We start from the raw sequence: 19341 nt of genomic DNA, 5'->3' as shown, positions 1-19341 counted from the left end.
CATCTGATCCGAAGATCAGCTCGCTACCATCAAGCGCCCACACTTATCGGCTGTTAATTTTTAAAGAGCATTTCTGCGAGAGACCTGAAGTTTCTCAGCAGCGCTGCGTTTTCAGCAGCAGAGAAGTGAGATTATGAACCGCCTTTCTTCGCTCGTCAACAACTTTCTGAACTGCTTCGTTGCGACGGCGAGAGGTTCAGCTTCGTGTGCGCCAAGGCTTCTACAGCCGCCTCGTCAGCACCGCTTCCCTTCTTCCTCCGCGCCGCGTTTCCGTCAGCGCGAAAGAGGCGTGATTCTAAGCACCCACCCCACTCCGCGCAACCCCTTCGTGAAAATATTTTGAAAAAGCCCCCGTGCGCTACCGCGCACGGGGGCTTTACTCATAGCGCTCGACATGCAGCGCCGTGACGCGCCGGCGACGGATCGAGAACATTCTTTCTTCCTTCTCCCTATATATGGAAGGTACGCCGCGTCCCATGTTCGATCTCGCCCCGTCCTCGATTCACATCAGAGCCAACGCTGCGGAACAAGCAAAGCCCATCGCGCGGTCGAGTATCATGCCGCGATCGAACAACGCACTCATAACGACGATGGACAGCACCACCCAATCCGGCGACGCCGATCTTCGCGACGAATACGCCGCGCTGCGCGAGCGCGCCGTCATGCTCGAAGAGAACGTTCCGCCGCTTCTGCAACGGATCTCGGATGTCCTGCCGCGCATCAGCGGCGAATCCGAACTCGCGGACGAGCATCGCGAACGTCTCGTCGGCGCGCGCAATGCCGCGATGGTGTCGATCGAGAACTATCAGCAGGCGATCCCGTTCCTGCAGACGGCCGACTCGATCATCGAGCAGCTCGACAAGACGCCCGAGCGCGACGAGGACGTCGAGTGGCGCGAATCGCTGCTGCAACGGCTCGACGAACTCATCGACGTCGCGGTCGTGATGATCGACGATGCGCAAACCTATTACGAGCAGGCGGACGCTTGCGATCTGCCCAGCGTGCCGAAGTCCATTCTCGAAGACTGAGCGTTACCACCGGCGCGCGTACGGTGCATCTTCTGCATATGTCGCGCGCCGCCGGCCACCACTCTTCGGGCGACCGTCACCGCACCACACCCGTCCAAACCGACAGTCCAGCACGCCTCCCGCAAAAGCTCACCTCAGCCGCGCGCCGCGGCTAGCGCATATCGAGCACGATCGGCTCGCCGACGATCGGCACACGGATATATCCGCCCTGAGCGTCGCCGTACGCGTGCGCGTTTCCGTCGATCACGTATTGCGCGGTCAACGCACATAGCGTGGCGTCCCGCGCGTCGACCGATCGCAACGTCGACACGTCAATCCCGAGCTGCGTCAGCAATTGCCGCCGCTGATTACGCTTCAGCTTCGCCGATGCGATCGTCTTGCCGAGCAGCGCGCAGGTGATCGCATACGGATACGTCTCGAAGCACACGCGTCCGCCGCCATACCGCGCGTCGGTCAGCAGCGGATAGGCATCCGCCAGCGCGCGGTAGACACGCTCGCCCATGAACATCCAGTCGAAGAAGCCCGACGTGCTCGCAACGGCCTGCTCGCGCGACGGCGTCGGAAAACACGAGATCCGCTCGCGCGCGAGCGCCTGCTCGGCAGCGCGGCGTCCGGTTCCCGTCCACCACAGGCTCGGCGCGTCGACGCCGACGGCCATCACGTCATGCTCGATACACAGCGCAGGCAGCGCTTCCGGCGCGATCCGCGCCTCGCGACAAATGATTGTCGAGCCGCGCAGGATCACGAGATCGCACAGCTTCTTGTCGCCGCCGACGTCGACGCCCGCAACCGCAGGCAACGACCGCGCAACGGATCGGGATCGGGCCGCCCGCATGGTCGCGTCAGTTCGCCGGCCGCGCGTCGTACGCGGCATCGAAGATCGCCTCCAGCCCAGGATGCACGCCGCGCATCCGGTCGACGACCGACTTCGCCCAGTCGAAGTACGCCTGCTTGCGTTCGAGCGGCCAGTCCGCGGGCGGATGCCGCGCGATGTCGCGCAGGTTGCAGATCTTGTCGGCCAGCTTCACGAGCTTCGCGCGCCGGCTGATGTTCGCCGCATGCTCGACCTGCAGACGCTTGCGTTCGTCCTTCGGCAACGACTTGTCGTCGGTGACCTCCATCACGATGTCGGCGACGTCCTTGCCGAACAGCCGCAGCAGTTCCTGTTCGGTCGTCTCCGTATCCTCGATCGTGTCGTGCAGCACCGCCGCGACGATCACGCGCTCGTCCTCGATGCCGGCTTCGTTGGCCAGCACGTCGGCCAGCGCGATCGGATGGTTGATGTACGGCGACGCCTCGTCGTCCTTGCGCCGCTGATTGCGATGCTTGTCCGCCGCGAACGCGATGGCAGCTACCAGCTTGTTCATTGTCGATCCCTCGTGTGGCCGGAGCCGCGACCGGCAGAACCGGTCGCGTGCGTTTCGGAACCGCACATACTACCTGTACGCGATGACCATTCCCACGTATTGGGACATCGGGCCGTCCGCCATCATGCGGCGGCGGCCTCGCGCCGCAGCGCGACCACGTTCACCTGCGCGCCGAACACGTCGCGCACGAGCGGCAGCAGGTGATCGTGGTGGGTCAGGAACAGCACCTGGGTCCGCGTCGACAGGTCGCGCAGCGCGTCGAGCCCCGCCTTCGCCCGCGCATCGTCGAAGTTGATGAACAGATCGTCGGCAACGAACGGCAGCCCGGTCCTGCCGGCGAGTTGCAGTTCGAGCGCCGCGATCCGCAGCGCGAGGAACAGCTGGTCGCGCGTCCCCTCGCTCAGGCCGGCGACCTCGACCGACGTGCCCTTCGTGCGGCGCGCGTACAGCGCGGGCGGCGTCCGTTCGGTATCGACGGTCAGCCGCGCGAATTCGCCGAGCGTGAGCCCTGCGAAAATCTCGCCGGCCCGGCGCAGCATCGGCCCCTGCTTCTGGTCGCGATAGCGATCGGTCGCCCACTTCAGCAGACGGCTCGCGGTCGCCACTTCCAGATACTGCTCGGCCGCGTCGCCCATCGCCGCCAGCGCTTCCTGCCGCTTCGCCTCGGCCACCGCCGCATTCGCCTGGCCGTCGATCGCGCCGAATGCCTGCTGCGCCACGACCTGCTGCTGCACGAGTTCGTTCACGCGCTTGCCGACGTCGCCGAGCGCCTGCTTCACGGCTTCGAGATGCGCGGGCACATCGGCGATGTCCTGTTCCGCGACCTCGGCTTCGACGGCCGCCTGCGACAACCCGTCGCCGTCGCGCACGAGCGCCTCCTTCGCCGCATCGACGGCCTGCCGCAGCTGGCGCTGCCGATCCGATCGCTCGGCCAGCGGCAGTGCCGCGTCGATCGACGCGACCCCGGCCAGTTGCAGCAACGGTTGAATGCGCGCGTCCGCGCCGGCCACGGCGGCGGCCGCATCGGCGACCTTGCCGTCCGCTTGCCGCACCGCGTCGTCCGCGCGTGCGATCGCCCGCGCGGTTTCCCGCGCAGCCGCCACGCGCATCGTCAACCGGCGCGCCACGTCGAGCCAGTCGCCGCCCGACAGCCATGCGGGCTCCAGCGCTTCGGCCAGCCGCCGTGCGCCGGCCTCGAGCGCAGCGAGCTCCGCACGGATCGCGGCCATCCGGTTGCGCGGCGCATCGGCGTCGGCCAGTTCGGCCGTCACCGTATTCGCCAGTGCGAGCGCGCCTTCGGCCGCGGCCAGCGTCACCGCGTTCGCGGACAGCTTCGCGTCGGCGAGCGCGTCGCGCCATTGCGCGTGCCACGCGTCGTACGCGGTCTGGGCCTGGCCGGCCCGCGAACGAGCCGTTGCACAACCGCGCTCGGCTTCGCGCGCGCGATCCTCGAGGCTGTCCTTCTGCGCGAGCGCCTTCTCCGCCGACTGCACGAAGGTCTCCGCAATCGCGACGAGTGCGGCCAAGCCGTCGGCATCGCTGCCGCGCGATACCAGCTGCAGCACCGCACGCAACCTGGCTTCCGCACCGGCGCGCGCATCGCGGATCGTCGCGAATTCGCGGCGAAGGCGGTCGAGCTCGGCCTGCGCGGCGAACACCGTGTCGCGCTTCGCGAGCCAGTCGCCCATGGCCGCGAGCGGCATGCCGGGCACGCCTGCCGTCGCCGCCAGTCCGTCCCATGCGTCGCGATGCGCAGCCAGCTCGCGTTCGCGCTCGTCCACGGCGGCCTGCCGGCGCATCACCACCGCGCGTGCGGACTCGACCTGCTGGCGCAGCGATTGCAGCGTCGCCGCCGCCTGCGTGGCACCGAGCTGCGCATCGACGAGTTCGTCTGCGAGGCGAATCGCATCGTCGACGGCCGGCGCGCCGGTCGCAAGATCGACCGCGCCGCTGCGGACGTCGCCCCACGCGCCGTCGCGACGCGCGCGCGCCGCCAGTACCTCGGCGGTCGTGACGACCTTGTGGGTCTCCGCGAAATGCTTCTCCTGCAGTTCGAGCCGCGCGAGTTCTTCCCGCGCGCCGTCGCGCGCGTCGCGGGCAGCGACCGCCGCGCTCGCGTGTTCGCTTGCTTCGGCGAGCAGCGCGCCGAGGCGCGCCGCGGACGGCACGTCGAGCAGCCGCAATGCGTCGACCGGCTTGCGCCACTGGCCGAGCGCGTCGAGCGCGTCGGCGAGCGTGCGCTCGGCGGCGGCGATGTCGCGTTCGAGCGCCTGCTCGCGCTGGCCGCTGCCGCGATAACCCTGCGCATCGGCAAGCGCCGCACGCAGCACTTCGGGCACCTCCACCGTCGACAGGCGCGCCAGTTGATCGTGCACCTGCGCAAGCTCCTGCGTGCGCTCGTCGAGCGCTTCGCGCGCGCCGGCCAGTGCCTGATGCAGCGCGCCGTGATCGCGCAGCAGGTTCGCGACGGTCTTCAGCGACAGCGCACTCGGCAGCACCGCGCGCAGCGACGCCTCGTCGCTCGGCCAGCCGAGCTGCGCGGCGGCGGCGCCGGCGGCCGACAGATGCCGCTCGACTTCCGCACCCAGCAACAGCAGATCCTGTGCGTGATTCATGCATGCGCCGCGCAACCGGTCGAGCGCTTCGATGTCGCCTTCGAGCGCCAGCGCATCGGCATCCGGCTCGATCGCATCGCGCGCCTGCCGTTTCGCGAGCAGGTCCGCCCGCCGCTCTTCGAGCACCTTCCGTTCGGCCGCGAGATCGCCTTGCGCTTTCAGCAGATCCGCGTACGCAGTGGGCGGCAACTCGACGACGGCGCCCAGCTCGGCGAGCGCCGCTTCCTTGATCGTCAGCTCCTTCAGGTACGGCGCCAGTCGTCGCACGCGTTCGAGCTTCGAGCGCAATGCTTCGAGGCGACGCTGCTCCGCGCGCGCCTGCTCGATCTCGTGTTCGATCGCGTCGCGCGCTTCCTTGCGGTCGACCCAGTCGCGCGTGCGCACCTGGACCGCCTTCAGTTCGCCGACGGCTTCGTTGAACGACGTCTCGGCCTGCGCGAACGCACTGCCGCTGCGGCGCGGCGCCCACAGCTCCGCCGCGCGCGCGTCGAGCTCCTCGCGCACCGGCCCCAGCGTGCCGACGCCCGCCGCCGATTCGAACAGCACCTGGCCGAGCTTGTCGGACGCGTCGAGAATGCTTCGGCCGCCGTCGACGAGGCGCCTGTGGTCGAGCCCGAACATCTGCTCGAAGAACTCGCGCGTCGCACCGTCGAGGATCGCGTCGAGATAGTCGTCCGGCAGCTTGTCATCGGCCGGCGTGCGCAGCGGGCTGCGCCCGCGCGCGCGATGAAACGCCAGCGCGCCGGTGCTGCCCTCCAGCACGCCGCCGATCCGCAGTTCGGGCGTCGCATGCAGGAAATCGAGCGGCGTCTGCAGCTTCATCCCGAACAGCAGTTCCGACACGGCCGTGCGGATCGTCGACTTGCCGGCCTCGTTCGGCCCCACGATCACGTGGAAATCCTCGCTCGCCGACGGAAAGCGCAGCGTTTCGTCGGTGAACTTGCCGTACTTGATCAGATCGAGCTGGCTGATGCGCATCGCTTACTCCCCCCTCGCCAGCCGCGCGAGCAGCGCGGGACCGACCTGCTCGACCAGCGCCGTGAATTCGCCCGCGCGCGCCATCGTCAGCAGCGGCACCTCCTCCTTCACGTCGCTGCGCACCTTGCCGACGAATGGCTTCAGGTCGCGTTCGAGCAGCGCGAGGAAGTCCGGATCGTGCGCGGCGTCGGCCAGGATCTGCTTCAGATCCTCCAGCGCCTCGAGCTGCTCGCTCTCGCCCTGCGGCTGCTCCGGCGCGGACGTCGCGAGCCGCACCTTCTCCAGCCACAGCCGTTCGTTGCCGATGATGCCGATCTGGTTCAGCACTTCCGCGCGCAACTGCGGCGCGCGGCCGAAAAAGAGGCCGTGCGCAGGTGTCCGCCCGGTGACCGTCACGCGCACCGCGCGCGGCACGTGGCCGTCCACGCTCAGCAACGTCTCGAGCGACTGGGCGATCTTTCTCGACAGATCGGCGACGCTGAAGCAGTCGGACGCATCGACCGACACGGCTTCCCAGCGCAGCACGTCGAGGTACAGACGCTCGACGTGCGTGCGGCCCTGCTCGACCGTCACGAGCACCGCGCCGCGGCGGCCCGTCTCGCGGATATGGCGGCCCTGCAGGTTACCGGGGAACACGACGGTCGACGGCCCCGACCATTGCTGGAATTCGTGCACGTGGCCGAGCGCCCAGTAGTCGTAGCCTTTCGCATGCAGTTCCGCCAGCGAGCACGGCGCATAGTTCGCATGCGCCGCATAGCCTTCGAGCGCGGTGTGCAGCACGCCGATGTTGTAATGGCCCGGCACGGGATCCGGATAGGCGATCGCGAGATTGTCGACGACGGCCTTGTCCTTGAAGCTCTGCCCGTGCAGCGCGACGTCGAATTCCGGCAGCGTGAACGTCTCCGGCTTGCGGTGACCGAACACGGTCACGTTGTCGGGCAACGTCAGCTTCTTCGTCATCTCGCTTTCGGCATCGTGATTGCCGCCGAGCACGAACGCGCGAATGCCGGCCTTGCGCAGGCGGCCCATCTGCTGGCCGAAGAAGATGCCCGTGTTGTGGTCCTTCCAGTCGCCGTCGTACAGGTCGCCGGCGATCACGAGGAACGCGACATCCTCTTCGATCGCACGATCCACGAGTTGCCGCAGCGCCTCGCGCGACGCGTTGCGCAACTGCGCGGCCGGCGCGTCGGGATACGCGCTCAGGCCGTGCAACGGGCTGTCAAGGTGAATGTCTGCCGCGTGGATGAACTTCACGAAGGTTCCTCTGATTCATGACGAAGGGGCGATGCCGACCGGCATTGTGCACTGTGGAACGACGCGCGCGGTTGCCGGGTGCGATCCCGACCGCCGACGGCGCAGCGTCGCCGGTACGGCACCCATGCAAGCCGGTCGTACCGCCGCAATGCCGGTGCGGAGACCGGACGCCCCGCTATTTAAGCATGGCGGGCAGGCAACGGCGGAGGGAGGGGTCCGTGTGCAAAGTATCGATGCCCGGCACGGATCGCGCGATTCGACGTCGACGCGTTGCATTCGTGCTCGATGGCGCATACGCCTCCGCTAGAAACGAGTGCGCGTCCCCGGGGTAAAAACGCATTGCCAATCGCCGGTTGTGTGCGCATTGTCGGCAAACCTCATCGTCCATCGCCCGATCTGCCATGCAGCCCACCCCCTTGCCGTCCGCGACATCGATGGCCGACGCGACGCCGTTCATCCGCCGCTTCGCGTGCAATGACGTCGACAGCCATGCGGAATGCACGCACGGCTGGTCGATCCGGCTCGATCAGCTGTCGCCCGGGCCGTTCCAGGGAACGCTGCACGAAATCCGCTTCGACGGCATGCAGCTGCTGCGTGAACGCGTGAACCGCGCGCTGCTCAAGCGCGGCGACCAGTGCGCGGGCAGCACGTCGTTCAGCATTCCGCTGGAGACCGCCGGCGACGGCTACTGCGGCGGCACGCCGCTGCGCGACAAGGCCTTGCTCGTCTCGGGCGGTACGTCGCTGCCCGAACTGCGTACGCCGGACCATCAGGACGTCGTGCTGCTGACGGTGTCGACCGACACGCTGCGCAAGCAGCTGGCATGGCTCGCCGATGAACATCGCGACGGCGATGCAACGCTGTCGAGCGAAACCACCATCGTGCGGGTGCCGGCCGCCCGCTACGACGCGTTGACGTTCCTGCTGGTGGGCGGCTTCGACGCGGCCGACACGTCGGCGCGGCCCTTCACGCAGCCGCAAGCGCGCAAGACGCTGCGCGATGCCATTCTGGTCGAGCTCGTCGACGCACTGGAAGCCGGCGGCCGCCCTGCGCGGCTCGATCCGTCCGCGCGCCGCCGCATGGTCGAGCGCGTGCGCGAGCTGGTCGAGTCGCGGCCCGACGTTCCGCTGACGGTGCTCGACGTGTGCCGCGCAGTGGGCGCAAGCCGGCGCAAATTGCAATATTGCTTCGAGGAACTCCTGGGCACACACCCGGCGTGGTACCTGCGCGTGCTGCGGCTCAACGCCGTGCGCCGCGAACTGCGCGAGCATTCTCCCGAAAGTGCGTCGGTCAGCGACGTCGCATGCCGCTGGGGCTTCTGGCACCTGAGCCGCTTCGCCGCGCACTACCGGGAATTGTTCGGCGAACTGCCTTCCGACACGCTCAAACGCCCGCCGAGATAATTACCAAAAGCGGATAACGCGCCGGATTTTGACGTTCCTAGACTCCGTACACTTTTCAACTGTACGGGGAACGGCACGATGGAAATCCTCAGATGTCCGCACGGTGTGCGGCGCTGCCGCACGCATGCGAGCAGCGTCGCACTCGGCGCTTTGGCCGCCACGCTCGCGTGCGGCACCGCGCACGCACTCGAAAACGACGGCCCGATCACGCCGTTCGGCGTGTTCGATTTCGGCGCGGGCATCACGCCGCCGCCCACGCCGAACGGCACGCTTGCCACACGCTTTGCGTACTACTCGACGCATACGATCCGCAACGGCGGCAACGCCGACTTCTCGCTGAGCGTCGCGTCGTGGAGCCTCGCATACATCAGGATGACTAACGCAAGGCTGTTCGGCGCAAACGTCGGGTTCGGCGCAATCGTGCCGTTCCTGAACATGAACGGGCACGTGAACGTGCCGACGCCGGCCGGCACGCTCGCGATGTCGGCCAATCCGGCCAATATCGGCGATGCGGACTTCCAGCCGCTGATCCTCGCATGGACGCTGCCGCATCTGTTCGTCAACGTCGCGCTGCAGGTGCAGGCGCCGACCGGTGCCTATCGCAGCACGCGACTCTTCAATCCCGGCGTCAACCACTGGACCCTGTCGCCGATCATCGGCGCGACGTATATCTCCGATAGCGGCTTCGAGATCTCGACCAGCATCGAGATCGATCAGAACACGACGAACCGCGCGACGAACTATCGCAGCGGCACCGGCTTTCGCCAGGAATTCGCGCTCGGCCAGCACATCGGCCCGTTCACGGCAGGCCTCGGTGGCTACCTCGAGCGGCAGCTGAGCAACGACCACGGCCCGAACGTCGACGGCAACCGTGCGCGCGTGAATGCGCTCGGCCCGGCGATCAGCTACGTCGAACCGGGCAAGCCCGCGATATGGCTGCACGCATACAAGGAGTTCGGCGCGCATAACCGCGCGCAGGGGTACCAGGTCGCGCTGCGTGCGGCGCTGTCGTTCTGATGTTCCGTTTCAGGAGCCGTCGATGAATTCGTCTTCTTCAACGCGTGCCGCGCCCTATGCGCGTGCCGTCCGGCAGGCCGGCGCGAGCCAGGGTGCCGTGCTGCTGCTCGGCAGCAGCCTCACCGTCATGGGCGCCGTGATGATCGCGCCGATCCTGCCGAAGCTCGCGGCGGAATTCGTGCCGGCCGATCCGCGGCTCGGCGCGCTCGTGCCGCTCGTCGCGACGGGCCCGGCGCTCGCGATCGCGCTATGTGCGCCGCTCGCCGGGTGGCTGGCCGATCGCGTCGGACGCAAGATGCTGCTGCTGCTCGCGACGCTCGTGTACGGGCTGGTCGGTGCCGCGCCCGCGTGGCTCGACGATCTCGGCGCGATCCTCGCGTGCCGATTCGCACTCGGTGCCGCGGAGGCGTGCGTGATGACGTGCTGCACGACGCTGATCGGCGACTACTGGCGCGGCGAACAACGCGTGCGCTACGTGAACCGGCAGGTCATCACGATCGGCATCGTCGGCACGGTGTTCTTCGTGCTCGGCGGCGCCGCCGGCGAGCACGCATGGCGCTATCCGTTCTATCTGTATCTGCTGCCGATCCTGCTCGTGCCGGCGATCGCGACCGTGCTGTGGGAACCGCTGCGCGGCGGCGAGCCCGCCGAACCGCGCGACGGCGATTCGCCGCCGTCCAGCCGGCAACTCGTGTCGACGCTCGCGACCGGTTACGTGCTGATCTGCGTCGGGATGATCAGCTCGTTCGTGGTGCCGGTGCAGATGCCGCAACTGATGATCGACATCGGCCAGCATTCGTCGACGGTAATCGGCGCGGTCGCAGGTATCGGTCTGCTGTCGACGCTGGCCGGGTCCATCGCATGGCCATGGTTGCGACACGCGCTTGGCCGCCGCTTCGTCAACGTCGTGCTTCTCGCGCTGCTCGCGACGGGCCTGGCCCTGCTGGCCCGCGCGCATACCGTACCGGCCATCGTCGTGGCGGTCGCGACTCACGGGTTCGGCGGCGGGATGCTGGTTCCCAACGCCATCCTGCCGCTGATGCGCAAGCTGTCGCTCGCGATGCGCGGGCGCGGCCTCGGCGGATTCACTGCCGCGCTCTATCTCGGCCAGTTCGTGAGCCCGCTCGTCGTGTTCGGATGTGCACGCGCGTTCGGCGGGCTACGCCCCGCCGTGTTCGCGATCGCGGCTGGCACGGCCGTCATCGCGCTGCTCTGGCTGCTGCCGGCATCTCGCTGGCGCGACGACGAATGATCAATCCACCTTCCCCGATCTCGAACCACGGACCCATGAAAGACTTCCAGACACTCATCGCCACGCACGACGGCATCGCACTCGCGGCGCTGGTCCGCGCGAAAGAATTGACCGCAACCGAACTGCTCGATGCCGTGCGCGCGAATCTCGATGCGATCGACCCGGTGCTGAACGCCGTCGCCGAACGGCTCGACGACACGGCGACACACGCGGCAGCTGCCGTGACCGGCCGCGAAAGCGTACTCGCCGGCGTCCCGACGCTGATCAAGGACCTGTTCATGCCGGTGCGCGGCGCGCGCATGGCGAACGGCTCGTTCCTGTTCGGCGACTACCGGCCCGATTTCGACGGCGAACTGGTCGCGCGTCTGCGGCGTGCCGGCATACCGATCGCGGGAACGTCGTTGTCGCCGGAGCTGGGCACGTCGTATTGCACGTCGTCCACGCGCTTCGGCATCACCCGCAATCCGTGGAACTCGCACGTGAGCGCAGGCGGGTCGAGCGGCGCCGCGGCGGCGCTCGTCGCTGCCCGCGTGCTGCCGTTCGCGCACGGCAACGACGGCGGCGGCTCGCTGCGCGTGCCGGCGTCCTGCTGCGGGGTGTTCGGGCTGAAGCCGACGCGCGGCCGCACGCCGAACGGACCGATGATCGGCGAAGGGTGGGCCGGCATGGGGATCAACCACGCGATCACGCGCTCGGTGCGCGACAGCGCCGCACTGCTCGACCTGACCGCCGGCGCCGATATCGGCGCGCCGTATGCGGCGCCGTGCGAGGCCGGCACGTTCGTCGCGGCCACGCAGCGCGATCCACGTCCGCTGAAGATCGCGGCGATCGAGCAGGCGCCGCCGTGGCCGCTTCACCCGTCATGCCGGGCCGCACTCGACCATACCGTCGCGTTGCTGCGCTCGCTCGGCCATCACGTCGAACCGCTGCAAAGCCCCGTCGATTCGGAAGCGTTCTATGGCCGAGTATTCACGATCATCGGCGCGCAGACGCGCGCGCTGGTCGACACGATCGGCACCCAGCGCGGCCGTCCGGTGCGCAACGATGAGATCGAGGCCCGTACGCGCATCATCCTGCGCGAGAAGGGTAACGTCAGCGGCGCGGAATACGCGGGCGCCGTCGACTGGATCCATGCGCTGGGCCGCACGTTCGGCCGCCTGATGGAGCGCTACGACGTGCTGCTGACGCCGACGCTCGCGATGCCGCCGCTTGCGCCGGCCGAGCTGGCCATCACGGACGACACGCAATCGCTGAGCGAAGTGATCGACCGGTCGCACCGGTTTTCCCCGTTCACCGCATGGTTCAACGCGACCGGCCAGCCCGCGATGTCGGTACCGCTTTACTGGGACGAGCAAGGCCTGCCGATCGGCAGCCATTTCGCCGGGGCGTTCGGTGCGGAGTCGCTGCTGTTTTCGCTCGCCGCGCAGCTCGAGCGCGCCGCACCGTGGGCCGCGCGCGTTCCGCCGGTCAGCGCGGCGTCGGTCGATGCGGCGCGCACGCCGGGCATGAACCCGGCTTCGAAGCGGATGCGCTAGCGCTCGCCACCTTCGGTATGTCGCGACGTGTTGTCCGCGCACGGCCCGCGAGTCTGGTCTGCGCGGCACGGACGCGATGTGCCGCGGACCAGCCTTCACCGGCCTCGCCCGACGAACTTCGCGTCGACGCCGCTGCGCACCACGAGATCGAACCGTTCCGGGCGAATATGGAACACCGTCGATTCGCACGTGCGGCCGTCCGCGAGGCGCGACGCACGCCGCAACACCAGCAGCGGCGCCTCCACACCGATCCGAAGCCGCTCAGCAACATCCGGCGGCGAACCCACGGCCGTCACCGACATGTCGGCATCCGTGATCCGCCAGCCGAGCAGACCTTCCAGCACCTCGTAGGTCGACATGCGCTCGGCCTGCTCGAAGGAGACGGTTGCGGCGTCGGGCAGCAGGCACGTCTGTGCGAGTGCGATCGGCTCGTCGTCGACGCAGTGCAGCCGCTCGAGATAGATGCAGCGCGTGACGTCGGCGGGGAACGCGTGCCGCAAACCCGGCGGTACATCGCACGCCTCCATGCGCAGCAACGCCATCCGCGCCCGTGCGCCCTGCGCGGCGATCGAATCGTGAAGCCCGCGCAGCACGTCGAGCCGATGCCGCAGCCGCTGCTTCGCGGCGAAGGTCCCTTTGCCCTGCTTGCGCTCGACGACGCGCGCGTCGCTCAGCCGATCGAGCGCGAGCCTGACCGTCACGCGACTCACCTGAAAACGCTCGCTCAACTGCGCCTCCGACGGCAGCTTGCCGCTCGGCTCGTACACGCCGCGTTCGATCTCGTCGCGCAGCGTCGTCGCAAGCTGCTCGTAAAGCGATGTCGTGTCGTCACGCACCAGCGTCATCGGTCCTTCCTCGTCGTGCTGGATTCGCGCTATGCGCGTTTCCCGATATCGATATGAAAAGCAATTGGAACGTCCAACTTGTATTAATACGTATTATCACATCTCGACAGATGGTCGGGGCCGCGCTTCGCGGTCGCGACGCCCCGGGGAGCATACCAGTGACTGAAAACGCAATCGGCACGCCGCCGCTCGACGGCGCGCAGGCCAGCCGGCCGGCACGGGTCGAACCGGCCACCGCGCCGCGCACCGATCCGCACGCAACGGGTCGAACACGCCACGCACAGTGGCGCGCCGCGATCGGCTTCGCCGCCGCGTGGCTGGCATTCTTCGCCATCGCGTGGTGGCTGCCGGCGCCCGCGCATCTGTCGGCCGAAGGGAAGGCGACGCTCGCCGTCGTCGCGTGGGTCGCGACCGTATGGATCACCGATGCGATTCCCGTCGGCGTGAGCGGCATCCTGCTGCCGATGCTGCTCGTGCTGTCGCACGCGAGCCCGTCGTTTCCGAAGGCGGCCAGCGGCTTCGCCGCGCCGGTCGTGTTCCTGTGTCTCGCCGCGTTCCTGTTCTCCGCGATCATGCAGGCATGCGGGCTCGACCGCCGGATCGCGCTGCTGCTGCTCGACCGGCTGAAGGTGCGCACGGCCAATGGCGTGATCTGGGCGATGTTCGCGGTGAACTGCGTGATGGCGCTCGTCGTGCCGGCTGCGAATGCACGTGCCGCGACGCTGCTGCCGGTGACGAACGGCATCGTCCGGCTGTTCGGCGAATCGCCGCGCGAACGTGCGGCACGCAAGGCGATCGTGATCCAGACGCTCGTGTACGGCGCGATGATCGGCGGCATGTGCATCCTGACGGCCCATCTGCCGAACATGGTCGTGTCGGGCTTGCTGGAGAAGCAGCTCGGCATCCGGATCTCGTACCTGACGTGGCTGAAGCTGCAGTGGCCGTACCTCGGGATGTTCGCGATCACGCAAGCGTGGGTGCAATTCCATTTCCGCTCGCGCGCCGTCGCGATTCCCGGCGGCCCCGGCGCGATCGCGGCGATGCGCGCTGCGCAGCCGCGCGCGGCGCGCAATGACTGGGCCGTCCTCGTGCTGTTCGCCGCCGTCGCCGTGCTCTGGGCCACCGAGCCGCTGCATCGCCTGCCGTCGGAAATCGTCGCGCTGCTCGCGCTGGCGCTGTTGTTCGCGCCCGGCGTGCTGCGCTTCGGCTGGGCCGAAGTCGAACAGCGCACGATCTGGGGCACGCTGTTCCTGCTCGCCGGTGCGCTGTCGCTGTCGTCGGCGATCAGCGCGTCGGGGCTCGCAAGCTGGGCCGCCGATCACATCTACGTCGCCGCGCGCGGTCACGGCTGGTGGCTCGCGATCGCGATCGTGATGCTCGGCACGCACGTGATCCGCATCGGCATGCTGTCCAACGTCGCGGCCGTCACGATGATCGCGCCGATCGCGCTCGCGCTCGCACCGCGTCTCGGGCTGCATCCGGTCGCATTCACGATGCTCGTCAGCGATACCGACAGCTTCGCGTATCTGTTGCCGACGCAGATCACGGCCGGTGTCATCGCGTACAGCAGCGGCGCGTTCTCGACGGCCGACTATGCAAAGGTCGGCGCGGTGTCGGTACTGATCGCGATCGTCTACGGCCTCTGCGTGATCGCACCGTGGTACGCGTACATGGGCATTCCCGTCTGGGATGCGAGCGCGCCCTGGCCGTTCGCGCATTGACGCGCGCCGCCTTCCATCGACCTCATTTTGCATTCCGCCATGAACGAATCCAACGACGCCATCGATACCGTCGATGCGCGCGCCGCCGCGCTGCGCGAGCGCCTGGGTCCGCACGTCGCGCCCGCCGGGCTGTACGAACGCCACAAGCGCCTGCCGTTCGCCGGACGCGTGCGCTGCAACGTCACGCGCCTCGAAGCCGGAGAATGGAGCGAGATCGTGCTCGACTACGAGGTCGGCTCGTCCGGCATCGCCGACGGCGGCTGGCTGAAGGCGACCTTCAAGTTCTATTCGGACTGGGCGCTGTTCCAGACGAGCGACCCGAGCGCCGCGAACTACATCAGCGCGGAGTACCACGCGGCGACGCTCGTGCCGGGCCAGAGCCCGGCCACCGTGCAGGCGCTGAACGTGCGCTTCGACCAGAAGGGGCACGAGCGGCCGTTCCAGAAGGCCGTGATCGTCGACGTCGTCGACGGTTACGTGAACGCCGGCGACCGGATCGTGATCCGCCTCGGCGACCGCCGCCGCGGCCCCGGCACGCGCGTGCAGACCTTCGCCGAAGACAACTTCCGCTTCCGCCTCTACGTCGATCCGCTCGGCACGTCGCGCTTCGTCGCGGTGCCCGGCGACGTATCGATCGACATCCGTGCCGGTGCGCCGTCCGACGTGCTGCTGAACGGCCCGCGCTTCGTGCGGCCCGGCACGCGCGCGCCATTCCGGCTGTCGCTGCAGGACCGTTGGGGCAACGCGTGCCGCGATGTCGGCGGTCATGCCCGGGTCGTCGCCCATGACGCGCGTGGCGAGATCGTCTATCGGCGCGAACACGCGCTGCCCGATGCGGGGTTTGCGAGCTGCGCGGTGGACGATCTGCCGGTCGACGCAGGTACGCTGCGCATCGTGGCCGACGTGCCCGCGCGCGCGGACGTGCGCGCAGCCGAAGCATGGCTGACGGTCGACGCGTCGCTGCCCGCGCCGCGCGCGCTGTACGCGGATCTTCATGTGCATGCCCATGACACGGTCGGCACCAACAGCCCCGAGTACAACGCGCGCTACGCACGCGACATCGGCGGCATCGACGTGCTCGGCTATACCGCGAACGACTTCCAGATCACCGACGAGAACTGGCAGCTCGGCGTCGACGCGGTCGAGCGCTTCAACGAACCGGGCCGCTTCGTCGTGTATCCGGTGCAGGAATGGTGCGGCAGCTCGACCGCAGGCGGCGACCACAACGTGGTGTTCCTCGGCGACGTGCGACCGGATTTTCCGTACAACGCGCGCGGCGAGCACAACCGTACGCTGGTCTGGAACGAGGACATGAAGGGTCATGCGGTGGAGCTCGGCCGCTGGCCCGTCGAGGAACTGTGGGACGCGTATGCGGACGATGCCGCGCAGCATCTCGTGATGCCGCATGTCGGCGGCCGCCGCTACATTCCCGACTGGCACCATCCGGAACTTGAACGGCTCGTCGAGATTGCGTCGTCGTGGGGCCACTTCGGCTGGCTGTACCAAGACGTGATCGAACGCGGCTACCAGCTCGGCGTCGCGGCCAGCGGCGACGAACATCGTGGCCGGCCGGGCGGCGGCGCACCGGGCGTGCAAGTGTTCGGCGTACATGGCGGGCTGACGGGCGTACTGTCGCCCGCGCTCGATCGCAAGCACGTCGGCGAAGCGCTGCGCGCGCGCCGCACATGGGCGACCACCGGCGAGCACAGTGCGCTGCTGGTGCGCTGCGGCGATCGCTGGCAAGGCGACGCGTTCGCGCACCGGGGGCCGGCGCGGCTCGACTACCGGCTACTCGGCCAGTCGGGCTGGGAATACGTGGCCGCGTACGATCACGACGGTCTGCTATGGGAACGCAACCTGCATGCGGAACTCGGCTACGCGGAACGCCTGGTGCGGGTGCGCTGGGGCGGCGCACGCATTCGCGATCGCTATCGCTGGGCCGCATGGCGCGGCCGGATCAGGATCGTCAACGGCACGATCCACCGTTTCGGATCGAACGGGTTCGAGCATGTCGAGGAATCGGCATGGCGTAGCGGCGCGACCGACGTCGAATTCCGCAGCGACACCTACGGCGACGCCGACAGCATCGAGCTCGACATCGGCAATCTCGCCGCGGCGACGATCGTGGTCGAAGGCACGATCGACAGCTTCGCGAAGGTCGGCGATCCGCTGCAGCGCAACCCGTTCGTGCACGCGCCCGCGTTCCGCTTCGAAATCAGCGGCGCGGAGCTGCTCGCGCGCGGGACGGCAACGCATGCACTCGGCGGCACGGAGCTGTTCGTCGCGGTCGAGCGCCTGACGGACCACGCACTGCCCGTCGACCTGGCCGGCAGCATCGACGTCGCGCCGCGCAACGCATCGTTCGGATTCCGTCCGGTCTATTTCTTCGGGCGCCAGCGTAACGACAGCAAGGTGTGGTCGTCCGCGCAGTTCATTCGTTTTGAAGAAGAATAAGTCGCGGGCCACACGCAGTTGAGATGCGGCGAGCGCCGGCGCGGGGCGCCTGTCCCATCAACGAAAAAGCCCGGCCCGCATCGAAGCGGGCCGGGCCTTCGTGGTAAGCGTATCGCTTACAGCGCGCCGCCTTGTGCCGACGCCGAGCCCTTCACGCCGACCGACGCGCCGCCCTGCACCGCGTTCGTCGCGCCTTCGAGCGCTTCGCCGGCCTTCGCCTTCGCGCTGCCGGCGACATCGCCCGCCGTCGACACCGCGCCTTGCGCATGGCTCTTCGCCGAGCTCGCTACGTGCTTCACGTGTGCCTTCGTCGCATGCGCGGCCGATGCAGCCGCATCCTTCGCCGAGCCGGCAGCCGAGCCGACTGCTTGCGTCGCGCCGCCGACCGCATTGCCGGCTGCCGCGCCGACACCGCCGACCGTCTTGCCGACGCCGTGCAGTGCACCGCCAACGAGGTTGCCCGCGCCCGAACCCGAGCCCGCTGCATTCGCGCCCGCACCGGCCTGCACGCCCACGCCGCCGCCGAGCAGCGGCGTCTGGACCTGTGCGCCGACGCCGGCGGAACCCTCTGCGCCCGTCTGGGCCGTTTGTGCGAAAGCAGCCGATGCGATTGCCGTCAGCGCGGCGCCAAGCAGAATCGTGCGAATCTTGTTCATGGTCATTCTCCCCAAAGACGTTGTTGCTGCGGGCCGCTTCGTGCGGCTTGTCGCATGCCTCACCGCGACGTGCGGCAGGTGGAGCTAATGTAGCGGCGTCCGCGCTCAAAACCGTCGAATTGCGGGGACTGTTACTTCCGTTGCAAATGCTGACGATTGACTCACACTGTTTGACAATCGACGCGGCCAGCCCGTGAGTCGCGCGACCTATGGATGCCGGTCGCACAGGATTGCCGGCGCTGCCACGTTGCGGATATAAATCCTGCATGGACATGAATCGCTGGACTCAAGACCCCGTCGGCGCGTTTCGCGCATGGCAGGAAACGGCCGCGACCGGTGCCGGCCGCCGGCCGTTCGCGCCGCGATCGGTCGTGCAGCACGTGGCGATGTTCGAACGGTTCCTGCGCCATCTGGTCGCGCAGCGCGTATCGCTGGCGACGTTCGGTCCCGATCACGTCGCAACGTTTCTGACCGAGCTCGAACGGAGCTGCGCGCCGGGCACGTCGACGCGCGTGCGCTATGCGAAGCTGATCGAGCGGCTATCCCGGCATCTCGTGGAAACGGGCGTGCGAACGCGCCACCCCGCCGGCCGAACGACGCGCGATCTCGCATGGCCCGATGGCGAACCGGAACCGTGCTACCTGTCGGCCGATGCCGACGCCGCGCTGCAGCGCCACGTTCAGCCACGCCCGGACGATACGGCGGTCGCCTGCCGGAACCGCGCGATCGTCGCGCTGCTGCTCGCGAGCGGCATCACGTCGGCCGAGATTCGCGCCGTGACCCGCGATGCGCTCGATCTCGACGCCCGGCCGCCGGCGCTCGTCGTGCCGCGCCATCGCGCACGGCCGGCGCGAACGATTGCACTCGCGTCGTTTGCGTGGGCGCCGCTCGCCGCATGGCGGTCGATTTCGGCCGATGCGCGAACATCGCCGCTGCTGTTTCCCGCACCGCGCGGCGGCGCAATGAACGACATGTTCCTGCTACTCGTCGTGCGCGACGCGCTGACCTCGATCGGCTTTCACGCGACCGACCTGAGCCCGCGCGTGCTGCGCAATACGTATGCGCGCCGCCAGTTGCTCGACGGCCGTCCGCATGCCGACGTCAGCGCGATGCTTGGCCTCGCCAGTTCACGAACGGTCACGCGCATCCGACAGACGCTGGCACCCGATGCAGCGGCAGAGCGCGCCGCACGCGAACGCTGAGCGGCATCGCGCAT

The 19341-nt window shown here is 68.4% G+C and carries 14 protein-coding genes; 8 read left to right on the top strand and 6 right to left on the bottom strand.

From position 1 onward, the window contains the following. The first annotated feature begins 557 nt into the window (after nt 1-557). A complete protein-coding gene (locus Q3A80_RS30045; protein WP_446332420.1) occupies nt 558-1028 on the top strand; it encodes an ATPase in 471 nt (156 codons plus the stop codon). A gap of 151 nt (nt 1029-1179) precedes the next feature. On the opposite strand, the gene Q3A80_RS30040 is transcribed toward Q3A80_RS30045, so the two are convergent. The 4 genes from Q3A80_RS30040 to Q3A80_RS30025 form a co-directional block, all read right to left on the bottom strand. Beyond that, nucleotides 1180-1863: a DUF429 domain-containing protein gene (locus Q3A80_RS30040; RefSeq protein ID WP_446332418.1), complete on the bottom strand. Its 684-nt coding sequence runs from the start codon at nt 1861-1863 to the stop codon at nt 1180-1182. 7 nt (nt 1864-1870) lie between these two features. Further along, nucleotides 1871-2395, bottom strand: a complete 525-nt coding sequence (locus Q3A80_RS30035; protein WP_446332417.1) for an HD domain-containing protein — start codon at nt 2393-2395, stop codon at nt 1871-1873. A gap of 122 nt (nt 2396-2517) precedes the next feature. Then, nucleotides 2518-5988, bottom strand: coding sequence for an AAA family ATPase (locus tag Q3A80_RS30030; RefSeq protein WP_446332416.1), 3471 nt, complete (start codon nt 5986-5988; stop codon nt 2518-2520). A gap of 3 nt (nt 5989-5991) precedes the next feature. Continuing rightward, the gene (locus Q3A80_RS30025) at nt 5992-7242 is read right to left on the bottom strand and encodes a metallophosphoesterase family protein (RefSeq protein WP_446332415.1); all 1251 of its coding nucleotides are present in this window, start codon (nt 7240-7242) and stop codon (nt 5992-5994) included. A gap of 401 nt (nt 7243-7643) precedes the next feature. On the opposite strand from Q3A80_RS30025, the gene Q3A80_RS30020 reads away from it, so the two are divergent. From Q3A80_RS30020 to Q3A80_RS30005, 4 genes are all read left to right on the top strand, one after another. Continuing rightward, nucleotides 7644-8645 (top strand): helix-turn-helix domain-containing protein, encoded by a 1002-nt coding sequence (locus Q3A80_RS30020; RefSeq protein WP_446332414.1) that lies wholly within the window; start codon nt 7644-7646, stop codon nt 8643-8645. 78 nt (nt 8646-8723) lie between these two features. Then, nucleotides 8724-9662, top strand: coding sequence for a SphA family protein (locus Q3A80_RS30015; RefSeq protein ID WP_446332413.1), 939 nt, complete (start codon nt 8724-8726; stop codon nt 9660-9662). 22 nt (nt 9663-9684) lie between these two features. Then, on the top strand, nt 9685-10914 hold the full coding sequence (locus Q3A80_RS30010; RefSeq protein ID WP_446332412.1) for an MFS transporter: 1230 nt from the start codon (nt 9685-9687) through the stop codon (nt 10912-10914). A 35-nt stretch (nt 10915-10949) separates the two neighbouring features. After that, complete coding sequence (locus tag Q3A80_RS30005) at nt 10950-12449, top strand: amidase (protein ID WP_446332411.1); 1500 nt, start codon at nt 10950-10952, stop codon at nt 12447-12449. 95 nt (nt 12450-12544) lie between these two features. On the opposite strand, the gene Q3A80_RS30000 is transcribed toward Q3A80_RS30005, so the two are convergent. Beyond that, on the bottom strand, nt 12545-13294 hold the full coding sequence (locus tag Q3A80_RS30000; RefSeq protein WP_446332410.1) for a GntR family transcriptional regulator: 750 nt from the start codon (nt 13292-13294) through the stop codon (nt 12545-12547). Between the two features lie 158 nt (nt 13295-13452). Between Q3A80_RS30000 and Q3A80_RS29995 the strand changes: the two genes are divergently transcribed. Then, nucleotides 13453-15015, top strand: coding sequence for an SLC13 family permease (locus Q3A80_RS29995; protein WP_446332409.1), 1563 nt, complete (start codon nt 13453-13455; stop codon nt 15013-15015). 39 nt (nt 15016-15054) lie between these two features. After that, nucleotides 15055-17469: a hypothetical protein gene (locus tag Q3A80_RS29990; protein WP_446332408.1), complete on the top strand. Its 2415-nt coding sequence runs from the start codon at nt 15055-15057 to the stop codon at nt 17467-17469. A 116-nt stretch (nt 17470-17585) separates the two neighbouring features. On the opposite strand, the gene Q3A80_RS29985 is transcribed toward Q3A80_RS29990, so the two are convergent. Then, complete coding sequence (locus Q3A80_RS29985) at nt 17586-18125, bottom strand: hypothetical protein (RefSeq protein WP_446332407.1); 540 nt, start codon at nt 18123-18125, stop codon at nt 17586-17588. 266 nt (nt 18126-18391) lie between these two features. Here Q3A80_RS29985 and Q3A80_RS29980 point away from each other — a divergent pair, with 266 nt between their 5' ends. Beyond that, a complete protein-coding gene (locus Q3A80_RS29980) occupies nt 18392-19327 on the top strand; it encodes a tyrosine-type recombinase/integrase (RefSeq protein ID WP_446332406.1) in 936 nt (311 codons plus the stop codon). Nucleotides 19328-19341 lie beyond the last annotated feature (14 nt).

Source organism: Burkholderia sp. SR8, assembly GCF_052851275.1.
This window is presented reverse-complemented; position numbering and strand designations above follow the sequence as displayed.